We start from the raw sequence: 14117 nt of genomic DNA on the forward strand, positions 1-14117 counted from the left end.
TGCGTTAATCTCCCTATTCATCAAAGTTTCAGGTATGAAGATAAAAGTACCATCTTACCACACGAAATAGCTGCTTTTATGCTGTGAAAAATGCTGTAGTGCAGTAAACTTAAAAATAGTGCATCCAAACTCCTTGAACTAAAAAGAGTTTGGATACCTCAATATTTATAGTAAAAAACACTATTTATAAAGTTTCAATGAAATCTTAGTTATATCCGAATGAATAACCAAATATCTTTTTTCTACATTCTTTCTAAAAAAAATTACCTTTTCACTTACTATCCTCTTTTCCCTTACTATATTTTTCTCTTTCTATTTTCAACAATTCCTCAAACAATTTCACAGCTTGCTCCATTGAAAAGTGATTGAGATTTTCCACATGAGTTATAGGGCCTATATTAGATGCACTCACATGACAGTTCTCATAAAAATTGTTTGTGCTATATAGGACTGTTTCTTCCGTGAATTTCTTTAAGCCATCTTCCGTGACACCTAACGCGTCAGCTACTTGTTTTAATTTATCGTCATCTATTTTTTCCGATTGCTCCATTTTGGAAATAGCCTGTTTAGTCACTCCCAATAATTCACCCAAATCAGTCTGCGTCATGCCACGAAGACGACGTATTCGTTCTATTTTCCGTCCCAAATGCGAATTGTTTGTATAAAATTCAGTTTCCATAATAATAAATTTATTTCTAACTTACCTCAATCTACTAATTTATAATCACTTATTTTTCAGTAACTCCACTTTCTCCCTTTCACTTTGGAGTAAACGTTCATACAATTCCACTATTTTATCCAATGGATTGAATTGTTGTGCGATTGATGTGGAACCTTGTTCAAAGGTGTTGTCTCTGATATTATTAATATTATAGATAGCCTTCTCCACATCAAAGTCTTTAATCACTTCTGCAGATATTCCCAATACAGAAGCAATTTGATTTAAAAGGCCTTCTTCTATTTCTTCCTGTTTCTCAATCTTTGAGATGACCTGCTGGTTTACACCAAGATCAGCTGCTAGAGCTTCCTGCTTCATACCAAAGTAAACACGGATCTTTTGTAGATTATGCCCTACATGTCTCCGGTTCGCTTTATCTTTTACTTCGATATCCATATCATTATTTTTTTAAGTAGTACATTGAGACAAAGATAGTAAAAATCAACCCAAATCAAATCAAAGTCAACTTTATTTTTTTCAATCCCCAGTTCTATATGCATAATTTTGCCCTGTCAGTTTTTTTACTGACATGAATCGTGGCGCCACATTCAAAACAGTAACAGAATAATGTTCAATTGGCATTGACATTCTGAACAATCATCATTTAACCAATAAAATCTAATAGCCTATGGGGTAAGTAAAGTCATTACAATCGAAACATAGCTTTAAATCATCCTGAAATTTAGCTATCCAAAAACAAATTAGTAAACATACAATTAAACAAAAAGCATGAAATCATTTTCTGATAAAACAAACATAGGGGAGAATAATCCCCTAAAGACTGTTTATAGAATGAATTTTTACCTATTATTCCTATTAATAGGTTCATTATCGATACTTGGATCAACACGGGCTTATTGCCAACAGAACAGAACGATATCGGGTATAGTGAAAAACTCTCAAGGAGAGACGATTATCGGAGCGAATATCGTTGAAAAAGGTACCAGTAACGGGACGATTACGAATGTAGACGGACTGTTCACACTGCGCGTAGCGCCCAATGCAGTATTAAAGGTATCTTATATGGGATACACGGAGCAGGAAGTCAATACACGCAACAAGAACAAGCTGGAAATCATACTGACAGAAGATGCCAGACTGATTGATGAAGTAGTGGTGGTAGGATACGGATCGGTCAAAAAACGGGATTTGACGGGGGCAGTAACCTCCGTCAAAAGTGCGGAAGTACTGGCCGCCCCTACCAATAATGTAATGGAAGCCCTTCAAGGCAAGATACCCGGAATGGATATCACCAAAACTTCGGGACAGGTAGGAGGTGATGTCACTATTCTGTTACGTGGTTCACGATCTATTTATGGCAGCAACGAACCGTTGTTTATTATCGATGGAATCCCCGGCAGCTATAGCCAGGTCAGCCCGTCGGACATCGAGAGTGTAGATGTATTGAAAGATGCTTCTTCCACCGCCATTTATGGTTCTGCAGGAGCAAACGGCGTTGTCATCATCACCACAAAAAGAGGAAAAGAGGGAAAAGCGACCGTAAACTTCGATGCTTATTACGGATTCAGCGGTTCACCCAACTACAGACATGGGATGACGCGGGATGAATGGGTCACCTACCAACGGGAAGCTTATAAATATAAAAACGGTGACTATCCCACCGATATGTCCGCCCTACTGGGAAAACAGGATTTTATAGATGCATACAACAACGGCAAATGGATAGACTGGGTGGATGAAGTGTCGGGCAACACGGCTACCACACAGAAATACAGTCTTTCGGTCAGTAGCGGCACTGAAAAAACAAAATTATTTGCTTCAACTTCTTACAACCGGGAGGAAGGTTTACTTAATAACGAGAATCTGAACAGATATTCATTACGCCTCAATCTGGATCAGCAGATCTTTTCATGGGCAAAGGTGGGCTTTACTTCCAATTTAGTCTACCGGGACTTGAACTCCGGTGTGAAAAACACATTCACCAAATCTCTCTCCTCCATCCCGCTGGGTGATGCTTATACCGAAGAAGGAGAGATCAATCACGAATACATCACGGGACAATATTCCCCGATGAGTGATTTCATAGAGAATCAGTATGTAGACAACACACGTTCCACCTATCTGAACATGAGTGGCTATGTCGAACTAACTCCCGTCAAAGACCTGACTTTTACCAGTCGTGTCAATGGTACTTTGAATCACTCACGCCACGGGCAATACTGGGGAGAGAAGTGCAATGCCAACCGTCCGTCTTATGCAGGTTCACCGCATGCTTCCATCACCAACAACAATGCCTGGAATTACACTTGGGAGAATATTCTCGCATACAACACAACCATCGCAAAAGACCATAATCTGGGAGGTTCACTGATTACTTCCTGGAATAAGAACCAGTCGGAAAGTAGCATGGCTGCCGCCAGCGGTCAGATGGTAGATCAATGGTCTTTCTGGCGACTGACATCAGGTACTTCCCAACATGTGGAATCCGACTTCGCACAGACACAGAAAATGTCTTTTGCCTTCCGTCTGAACTATTCATACAAAGGCAAATACCTGTTTAATTTCTCTACCCGTTGGGACGGTGTTTCACAATTTTCTACCGGACATAAATGGGATGCTTTCCCCGCAGGCGCACTGGCGTGGAGAATATCGGACGAGACATTTATGGAAAAGACGCGCAGTTGGCTGGATAACCTGAAGTTGAGAGTGAGCTACGGTATCACGGGTAACTCGGGAGGAACCACCGCATACAGCACCACAACACAAGCCTATGTATATACAGCTTCGGGAATTTCCATTAACGGGAAGATCGTCCCTTTCACACAGTACTCTGGTACTTACGGTAGTTCCGATCTCGGATGGGAAAAATCATACAACTGGAATATAGGATTAGATTTCGGTATCCTGAACGGTCGCATCGACGGCTCGGTAGAATGGTTCAAAACGACAACCAAAGGATTATTATTCAAACGTACATTACCCATCACCAGCGGTCTGACCGGATGGGGATCGCCTCTAGCCATCTGGCAGAACATCGCCCAGACCAGTAATCAAGGTGTGGAAGCAACGATCACTTCGCACAACATACGGCACAAAGATTTCACCTGGAACACCACTTTATCCGTCACCTGGAACAAGGAACAAATAGACGACCTGCCTGACGGTGACCTGATTGCCGAAAACCTGTTTGTCGGTGAACCGATTAAAGCTATTTACGGATACAAATATGACGGAATCTGGGGAACCGATACCCCGCAGGAGACATTGGATGCCTACGGTGTAAAACCCGGCTTCATCAAGATAGAAACCTTAGACCAGAAAGGTGATGGAGGCGTACATAAATACAGTACGGAAGACCGGCAAATTCTAGGACATTCCAATCCGGATTGGATCATCGGATTCAGTAATTCCTTCACCTACAAGAATTTTGATTTATCCATCTTTGCCATGGCGCGTTACGGACAAACAATCAACAGTGACCTGCTCGGCTATTATACCGCCGAACAGAGCGTAACCAAGAATCAGCTGGCAGGCGTAGACTACTGGACAGAGGACAATCAGGGCGCCTATTTCCCCCGTCCCGGAACGGCAGATGAACAAAAAACCGTATATCCTTCATTAAGAGTACGCGACGGTTCCTTTATCAAGATTAAGAATATCACACTGGGATATACGCTGCCTGTAAATATTTCACGCAAGGTTTTGATGGAGAAATGCCGCATCTATGCCACAGCCTACAATCCGTTCATCTTCGTAAAAGACAAGCAGTTGAAAGATACTGATCCCGAAACCAACGGTTCGGATGCATTCCCTACCTACCGGCAATTTGTTTTTGGCGTTAATTTGACATTCTAACTAAAGATTATAATCATGAAAAGTATATATATAAAATTCATATTTTGCAGCGTGCTGCTCTCGGCCCTGTCTCTACACTCCTGCACTTTGGACGAGTACAACCCGGGTGCATTTACCAAAGAGGCTTTGGCTACTTCCATCGATGGATATGAAACCCTGATTAACCAGTGTTATTTTGCCATGGAAAGATTTTATTACGGTGCTGCCGACTGGATGTCATTGACTGAAGGTGACACCGATCTTTGGACATATAAAGCCAACGAATCAACCAGTTACACACAGTGGTTCTGGTTTTTCGCAGGAACATCGCCCAATACGACTTACACCAATAATTGGTGGAACGGGACGTACGACGGTGTGGGAGCCTGTAACGAAGCTATCGCATTAGGAGACAAACCTCCTTACACCACGGAAGAGGAACGGAATGCCAAGATTGCGGAAGCCCGTTTTCTTAGAGCTGTGTATTATTTCAATGCGGTGGAACAATTCGGAGCAGTGACGATGCTCACAGAACCCGTAGTGACGGAAACACTGACCTACTCCCCCACCCGCACCGATCCGATGACTATCTATCAGGAGGTTATTCTGCCCGATTTAAGATTTGCATCCGAATGGTTACCAACAGGCACGCATGCAACGACTACCACCCCGACGAAGAAAGCCGCTCTCGGTTTTCTGGCTAAAGCCTGCTTGCAGACGTACGAATATGGAAGCACCGAATATTTGCAGGAAGCTCTGGATACAGCCAAGAAATTGATTACCGATTGCGAAACTGGCGGTGGAAAATACAATACGTATATGTATCCATCGTATAGCGAAGTGTTTAAAGAAAGCAATAACTGGGAAAACAAAGAAGCTCTCTGGAAACATCGCTGGTATGCAGGAGCAGACGGTCACGGATCAAGCAACGGAAATTACAAGCTAAATCGCAACGATGAGTATTTCTTATGTAATATCAATAAATTCGGTGCACGTGAAGACAATCAGGAAACACGCCTTACCTGGGAAGGCTCAATTACCGGTATCTTTATGCCCACGCAGCATTTATTGAGTTTGTATGTACAGAAAGACGGAACATTGGACCCCAGATTTCATGAATCGTTCACTACAGAGTGGAACGCGAACAAGAATTACACGTGGGATGAGAGTGCCGTACATATGTATGACAAAGAAGAAACCGTCATTGGTAAAGCTCTGAATAAAGGTGACTTAGCCATTAAATTCATCATGCCGCAAGACATGGATTATGCTACAGAAAAGCAAAAAGAACATATTTCTGATTACTTGCTGATTGATTATCACCATGTATACAGTAATGACAATAATAATGTGAACATGAATTATGCTTATACAAACGTCACAGGCAATTACAAGGATGACGGCACAAACGAGAACCAGTTCCGCTACTATTATCCGTCACTGAATAAGCATAACAGCAGTAATTATTATGTAGCCAATGCTTCCAAACAGAGAAACGGTAATCTGAATGCAACGTTTATCATGCGCATGGCAGAAGTTTATTTGATTGCGGCAGAAGCTGATATTTACCTGAATGGTGGTGCGAATGCAGCCGGTTATATCAACAAGGTTCGTGAACGTGCCGGAGCAAATCCGCTTACAGGAAGTATTACGGTCCGGGATATCTTAGACGAAAGAGGCCGTGAACTTTGCGGGGAATATTGCCGCTTCTACGACTTAAAACGGACAGGAATGTTTAAGAACTCGGAGTATCTGGAGAATACTCATCCGGACCTGGCCCGGTTCTTCCATCCGAATTATGCGTTACGTCCCATTTCAACCACATTTACCGCAACAATCACTAATGGCAGTGAATATCAGAATCCGGGATACTAAATAGATATTTCAATATGTACAGGTGCTATGGAGTCAATCCGGGCACCTGTACATTTCGACTACAGATTCGCATTGAGAATGAATATCCGCTACTTGGCAAAAGGTCATAGGCAGGCGATAACTCCCAAGCTCTATTTATCTGTGTTCTTTGACGTGTTTTTAAAAATCGAAGTGCAAAATCTAACTTTTTTACAAGATTGCTATAATAAATCAAAGTTTTTCCCTATGTTTGTATTAAAGGGCAACAAGATTTAAAATCTCGGAATTAGATGATAATACAAAAAAGTATGATGTATCAGCCTATACAATAAATGAGATTTTTTATAAGTTCCAGATTCCATCCGACAATTTGTAGAAATCAGATTAATACATATACCACCATGAAAAATAATTTTCAAAAATCAAGGAACATCAGGATATTTATTTCATCCACCTTTCAAGATATGCAGAGCGAAAGAGATATGCTGGTTAACAAAGTTTTTCCAAGACTGCGGCAGATTGCCTACGAACGCAATGTCACACTGACTGAAGTCGATCTGCGATGGGGAATCACCGAAGAAGAAGCAAAGTCAAGCAAAGTGGTGGAAATATGTTTGGACGAGATACGGAATTCACACCCGTTTTTCATCGGATTATTAGGAGAAAGATACGGTTGGTGTCCATCGAAAGAAACACTCATTGAACACCAGGCCATGCCTGACAGATATGAATGGCTTGCTGCTGACCTCGATCGTGGAATGAGTATTACGGAAATTGAAATTCAATATGGCGTACTCCGGTCGCTCGAACCGGTCTATGCTTCGTTCTATATACGGGAAGCAGATGAAAAGACGATGGAAACCGATCCAAGGCAGGCGCAGTTAAAAGAAACAGTAAGAAATAACAAAAGATATAACACCTATGATTACTGTTCCCCCGAACAATTGGGCGAACAGGTGGAATCGGAATTCAGGGCATTGCTCGACCACCTTTTCCCCAAAGATAAAGTCGAGAATCCCGCCGTACACGAAAGACAGAAACTACAAGCCTTTCTGGATGACAAATCGGATAATTATATACCCAATAAAGCTTATATCTCCTACCTAGACAAGTTTTTAAACGATACAACCAACCAGCATTTGGTGATTACCGGAGAAAGCGGTATGGGTAAGAGTGCCCTTTTGGCTTATTGGCTTAAAAATATCATCGAAGATGATCGGTGGAATGTGGTAGCACACTTTAGCGCCAACTCATCGCAGAGTTTGGACACGACGGATATTGCGAAGCATATAACCACCCAGATAGACTCTCTATACGGGCTTGAGCAGATGGAGGAAAACGACCGACAAATCGAACACAATGCTACCGATACAGATAATATAGATTACCAGAAACTAGCCTTGAGGGCCCAACTAATTGCCGGACAAAAACCTTTACTAATCGTTTTGGACGGCGCCAATCAACTTTCGGACCGGAATCATAGAACAAAACTATTAAACTGGTTGCCTGACTTCCCGGACAATGTAAAAATAATCTTTTCAACTATCGAGGAAGATAAAACCATGCAGGTATTCAAAAAACGGAAATACCCTGTAATAACAGTCTACCCCTTACTGCTCGACCAACGCAAGGAACTGATTGTAGACTTTTTCGATCGTTATCGCAAGCGGCTGTCCGAACAACAACTGACCATGATACTCAAAGGCAGTGACATAACAGACAACACCATGGTACTGATGTCATTACTTGAGGAAATCAGATGTTTCGGAAATTTCGACAGCCTGACCAGCTTCATCAGCCAAATGACTAACCTGCCAGACATCAACTCGTTTTTTGACAGACTATTACAGCGCAAAGAGCAAACATACAACACACCACTTTACCCCTCGCTAACATCAGACTTGCTGTCACTGATAGCATTATCCAAAGATGGATTATCTGAAACAGAACTGATTGCAATTAACAACATCCCGTCGCTCTACTGGTCTCAATTCTATTGTGCAAACACGGCCCACCTAATGATTAGGGACGGACGAGTGGTTTTTGCACACGACATGATACGACAGGCTATTGAACAGAAATACCTTAACAGCGAAAGAAAAGTACAATTAAGACAGAACATAATAGACTATTTCAATCGCGAAGAAAACAATAACTTCCGCAAGATGGAGGAACTCCCCTATCAACTTTATCATGCCGAAAAATGGGACGAGCTCCACGAATGTATTTCAACACTCGGTTATATGAGCCGACAGTTTAGCACCAACAACATTCATGAATTCATACTTTACTGGCGTACACTAAAACAAGCCGATGCTTCAAAATATAAAATTTCACAAGCCTATATTGAACAGATTATGGGAAGTATGGCTGAAAAGGCTGAAATGGCAGTTATGCTACAATGGGCTTATTGGCAGATGTTCCGCAATGACGTTATCCGGCTGACCAACATCTGTATTTCTTATCTGAATGATTTGGATGCAGCCTACGAACTGGTAGAATTCCTAATCCGTATGTGCGACCAGATGGCCGACGGCGATACCAGTGAAGAACGCTGCTCGTTCCACAATCTGGCTGGTATGATCTGTATTCGCAAAAAAGAATACATCCAGGCGTTAAAGGAATATAGGGAAGGATTATCACTTGCAGTCCATGCTTACGGAGAAGACGACCTGAAAATAACATCTTACCTGTGTAACATCGCTGATGTATACCACAGTATCGGCGAATCACAAGATCCGGTCGATAAGGACGCATTGGAAAAAGCGAAGCTGATCCTCGAAAAAGTCCTTAAGATGCGTAAATCCATCCTGCCGGACATGCATGATGATATTGCCGTAGCATACGATAATCTCGCCGGTATATACAGGTTGCTTGGTGAAGAAGAACTTGCTAAGGAATATCGTCTGAAAAGTCAGGACATATATGTCAGTCTCAAAGGTGAGAATGATATTGATGTAGCCATCGCATATCATAATTATGCACTCGAATGCCGCATGGAACAAGATTTTGACCAAGCCAGAGAGTATGCCGAAAAAGCCCTTACGATATATCAGCACATATTAGGAGATGAAAATACGCATACCCAAGAAGAATATCACTCGCTTGCAGAAATAGAGATGTATAGTGGCAACTATCCCAAAGCGACCGAATATATGAGACATGCGATAGATATTTACCAAAAGATTGGAGACCGCGACATGACGCTGGCCGAGCTACTGAACAGCCAGGCCTCCATATATCTTCGGGCCAACCAACCTGATCTGTCTCTCAACACAGCATTGGAGTGCATCAGTCTACTCGAAACATTAAAACAAACAGACTCTAAACTGGCTGCTACCATGTATGACAATCTGGGTAAAGTCTATCTCGTCCTAAATGATGAAAAGCTTTCGGAACATTATTATCTGAAAGGAGCCGAAACCTGGCATAATATGGATAACCTGGAAAAAGAGGCTGCCTCATACTCCTATCTGGCCGCAGCATACAACACTTTCAATCGTTTCGAAGACGCCGCAGTTGCACTCGAAAAATCACTTGCTTTGCTGGAAGAATGCGATAAAAGTCAGGATGAAGCAGCTGCCTATGCGAACAATAATTACGGTGCAATATGTTTCAGACTAGGACACATAGACAAGGCAATCGAACACATTGAAAAAGCCTGGGAGATACGCTCCGCCCTGTTCGGTCCCGACGATCAGATGGCCAGGCAGTACAAGGACACAGTTGACCAACTGAAACAGGCAAATGAAAATACAGAAGATTCAGCCAATGACAAACCCAATGAAAAGCAAACAGCCAATGCAAATGCCGAAATCGAAGAATTTGCAACCTACATCGGTATAGATGATCCGGCATTGACCGATACCTTCCGACAAGGGAGAGACGCCTTTCAGACGGGTTATTTTGAAAGAGCTGTCGACATGTTCAATCGTGCCCTTCATCATTGCAACCAAAAGGGGGTTGAAAAAATGTCAGTAGCCCGAAGCCTGATTTATCGCTATCTGGCTTATTCAATGGAAATGAAAAAGGAAGAAGACCAAGCAGAAGAATACTATCGTATGGCAGCCGACATCGCTATCCAAAACGATAATGATGCTGTGGCCGAACGGGTATTCAAAGACATGGCCGAATTCAATTGGAATCGAGGTAATTTCGAGCAGGCAGAAATGAGCTACTGGCATGAAATACGATGCTTGCTAAGTTTGTATGGCTTCTACAACAAGAAAACGATAGCATGCCTGAACAACATAGCGCAGGCCATAACCAAACAAGATACTGTATATTGGCAAGTCATCCTCCGATGCTTCGAATTTGTTTATGTCCTCTCCAGCAATAAAGAAGAATACAAGCAATCACACCAAAGTGCAAGTAATGGAATCGGTACGTCGATTGAACATCTAAAACAAGAAGACGAATCGTTTGATGACCAAAACTACCGGATCGATCTCGAAAGTGCAGTAATTGTTCTGATGGATTACACAATCAGCTTAGGCATGTACAATACAACACATCAACTGTACATCTCTTTTCTTGAAGAAATAGCCGCAAACAGTGGAATAACCGTAGACGGATATTATCAGATTAGTTTACAAAGAATAACAATGGACGCCGTTTTGGATAATCCGCACAGGGTAATCACGGCAGGGCTCAACTTGTTACAGAAGGCTGAATCACAGCCTCCTTCCGACGAAATAAAAAGCCAAATAGAGATAACGATAGCAAATGCCTACTGCGACACCACGCAATATCATAAAGCCCTACCGCTCTATGAAACTAACCTGACTTACGAACCCAATCTCATCGTACCACTGGCCAAGTGTTACAATGCATTAAGCCACCCGCAAGAGGCTCTTCAGATGCTGGAAAATGCCATAGAGCAAGATCCGTCAATTTCTACATTGCCCGAATTTGACAAAGTTCTCGGTAAGATACTTCTTGACACAGGGCATATCAAGGAAGCTCTGGACGCCTTCAATCGTTACGAAGCCGACAAAACCGATACAGGAATCTCCCCTATGACTATCCACAAAGCTCTCGCACTCTATTTGTCCGGTAGCGAAATGGATGCCACACAGTTGGTACATTCTGCTATGAAACTACTGAAAGATGAGAGCAACGACCTTTTATACAGGATATCCATCGGCATTGAATTGATTGATTATATGTTTCAAACAGGCAACATCGAACAGGCAGAAAAATTGATCGACCAACTTCACGGATTGTTGGAGGAATTGCCCGATAGTATGCAAGAGCCCTATAATGCCCGCATTGTCGCAATAAGACAAGCCCAAAACTAAGAAAGAATAATAAACAGGTATAAAAATAATAATGTAATATGAATATTCAGGAAATTTTAAATATGCTTGACGAAGACATAGCACGTGCCGAAGAGCAACAACCAGATAACAAGGAGGAGAATATCGATTTTCTGTTGTCCGAATTGGAAGCATCCCGTGAATTGGACGAGGACCGGCTTGCGGAAAAATACCTGGCCATGCACACTATGTATCAATTCCTTACCCGACCAGGTAATCTTATCAAAATACTTGACTGTAAAGATCAGCTTACGCTAGGTGAATGCCTGCCTATGCTCACTTATCTTCCGTGGGTAAAAGACACCGAATTTGAACGGCTCTGTCTGGAAGCATCATTTTGCTCCCTGTATAACCATTTTCAATATGGAAATGAACTGGAAAAAGGTTTTGCAGCCATTGCAACCATAAAATTACTGCTTCATCACTCAGAGCAGCTTTTACCTTGTTTCGAAGAATTCCAACAAATAGCCTACGAAAACGAGCACTTGCATAAACAGATGGACGAAGTGGATTTCCAATATGAACCCCAAATACTACTTTATCAGGTGCAGGCTTCGATGGTACCTTTCGTCCGACGAGTTTACGAAATGTATCCGATGCTGGAAGAAGAAAGAATAAATGAATTCTGCAATAGAATCGAAGCAACGCTTGCTGATTTAGAATTGTCGCAGGAGAGAATGATGTTTAAAACCCGACTGATTTATAATTTCATGATTGAAGCGGATATCAGGTGCTATGAAGGAATAAATGAAGAAGAGGAATGATAGTCATTCGACTACAAATAAATCCCGGCCTTGCGGTTTCATCCTTGAGCCGGGATTTATAAATGAAAGAAGAACCCGATATCCCGTTTCCGGCTTCTCTTACCGCCAGTACTTATTATTTATTCAAATATCCATTTTTCGCAGCCTCCCAACCAATAATTGCAGTCTTTCGAATCTCTCCCCAGTGGTAATTACCCAACTCACCGGAAGAACGAATGACACGATGACATGGAATAAGGAAAGCTACGGGATTCTCACCGACAGCCGTTCCTACAGCCCGGCAAGCCTTCGGGTTATTAATACCTGCGGCTATATCTCCATAAGTAGTCAATCCGGCGACAGGGATTTTCAGTAAAGTTTCCCAGACCTTTAGTTGAAAGTCAGTACCTTTCAAATGCAGCTTTATATCTTTGAGCTTCCTCCAATCCTGCGTGAAGATGGATAAAGCATTTTGCTGCATCTCATCCACAGCCGGAGTAAACGTTGCATTAGGAAACTTCTTCAACAAGGAATGAAATGCCGCATCGTGATCGTCTGCAAACTCCAGACAACAAATACCTTTATTGGTAGACGCAATAAATAGTTCACCAAAAGGACTTTTGGCAAAGCTGTAATTGATAGAAAGATTTTCACCACCGTTTTTATACTCGCCCGGTGTCATACCTTCTATATTTACAAACAAATCATACAATCTGCCCGTACCGGAAAGTCCCGTTTCCTGTGCCGTATCAAACAAAGACGCATGAGTCTCATCCAAGATTTTCTTGGCATATTCAATACTGATATATTGCAAGAACTTCTTAGGACTAACCCCTGCCCACTCCGTAAACATACGTTGGAAATGTGCCGTACTCAACGCCACTTCCCGGGCAATCTCATCCAATCCCGGTTGCCTTTTGAAATTCTCCCTTATATACCCGATTGCCTGTGCAATACGTGCATAATCAAGCGTTTTTTGCCCATTCATAACAGAGGTTTGCCGTTTATTTCCAAATCCAGTAACCGTTTTTTAGCAGGAAGGCCACCGGCATACCCCACAAGCGTGTGGTTACTGCCGATAACACGATGACACGGAGCAAAAATAGAAATAGCGTTCGCACCATTAGCAGCGGCAACCGCACGGACAGCCTTCGGCATATCCAGCTGTTTTGCCAATTCTCCATACGATACAGTCGAACCGTATGGAATATCCAGCAACTTATACCATACACTTTTCTGAAAATCCGTACCTACAAAAAGCAAAGGCACTTCAAACACAGTCCGTTCACCATTGAAATATTCGTCCAACTGCTTAATCGCTTTCTGTATAACCTCGGATGTACTTTCTTCATAACAGGCTTTCAGCACTTTCCGTAACCTCCTGTCTACAATATCCCTATGACTTTCAACCGCCCAGTCACAAAGACAAAGCTGATCCTCAACCGAGCCAAGCATCAAATCGCCACAAGGAGAATGATAACGCTGTATCCGAATGACATTGCCAACTATTTCTTTCCTTTTATCTTCCATCTTAACTTATTTTCGGGGATTGATAGCACTGCTTTTGTTTTCCACACCTGCAAAAATACATTTATTGTACTTACAACTGAAAAAGCAATCAATAATATTTTGACTTTCAAATCCATTTTAGTTTCCAATGCCACAAAATTACCACACATATCTCTGATA

At 42.1% G+C, this 14117-nt stretch carries 8 protein-coding genes; 4 read left to right on the forward strand and 4 right to left on the reverse strand.

What is annotated here, in order from left to right; all coding sequences use genetic code 11:
* Positions 1-271: 271 nt before the first annotated feature.
* A complete protein-coding gene (locus tag NQ505_RS00745) occupies positions 272-679 on the reverse strand; it encodes a helix-turn-helix domain-containing protein (RefSeq protein ID WP_008998990.1) in 408 nt (135 codons plus the stop codon).
* 45 nt (positions 680-724) lie between these two features.
* Positions 725-1114, reverse strand: coding sequence for a helix-turn-helix domain-containing protein (locus NQ505_RS00750; RefSeq protein WP_008998991.1), 390 nt, complete (start codon positions 1112-1114; stop codon positions 725-727).
* Between the two features lie 333 nt (positions 1115-1447).
* Between NQ505_RS00750 and NQ505_RS00755 the strand changes: the two genes are divergently transcribed.
* From NQ505_RS00755 to NQ505_RS00770, 4 genes are all read left to right on the forward strand, one after another.
* Positions 1448-4534, forward strand: a complete 3087-nt coding sequence (locus tag NQ505_RS00755) for a SusC/RagA family TonB-linked outer membrane protein (RefSeq protein ID WP_008998992.1) — start codon at positions 1448-1450, stop codon at positions 4532-4534.
* Between the two features lie 15 nt (positions 4535-4549).
* On the forward strand, positions 4550-6388 hold the full coding sequence (locus NQ505_RS00760; RefSeq protein WP_008998993.1) for a RagB/SusD family nutrient uptake outer membrane protein: 1839 nt from the start codon (positions 4550-4552) through the stop codon (positions 6386-6388).
* A 380-nt stretch (positions 6389-6768) separates the two neighbouring features.
* Positions 6769-11667, forward strand: a complete 4899-nt coding sequence (locus NQ505_RS00765) for a tetratricopeptide repeat protein (RefSeq protein WP_008998994.1) — start codon at positions 6769-6771, stop codon at positions 11665-11667.
* Positions 11668-11705: 38 nt separating this feature from the next.
* On the forward strand, positions 11706-12449 hold the full coding sequence (locus tag NQ505_RS00770) for a hypothetical protein (protein ID WP_004323534.1): 744 nt from the start codon (positions 11706-11708) through the stop codon (positions 12447-12449).
* A gap of 115 nt (positions 12450-12564) precedes the next feature.
* On the opposite strand, the gene NQ505_RS00775 is transcribed toward NQ505_RS00770, so the two are convergent.
* Positions 12565-13416: a methylated-DNA--[protein]-cysteine S-methyltransferase gene (locus NQ505_RS00775; RefSeq protein ID WP_008998995.1), complete on the reverse strand. Its 852-nt coding sequence runs from the start codon at positions 13414-13416 to the stop codon at positions 12565-12567.
* Positions 13413-13958, reverse strand: a complete 546-nt coding sequence (locus NQ505_RS00780) for a methylated-DNA--[protein]-cysteine S-methyltransferase (protein WP_008998996.1) — start codon at positions 13956-13958, stop codon at positions 13413-13415. The genes NQ505_RS00775 and NQ505_RS00780 overlap by 4 nt, the downstream gene beginning before the upstream one ends.
* Positions 13959-14117: the final 159 nt, after the last annotated feature.

This window comes from Bacteroides sp. D2 (genome assembly GCF_025147085.1).
GTDB lineage: Bacteria > Bacteroidota > Bacteroidia > Bacteroidales > Bacteroidaceae > Bacteroides.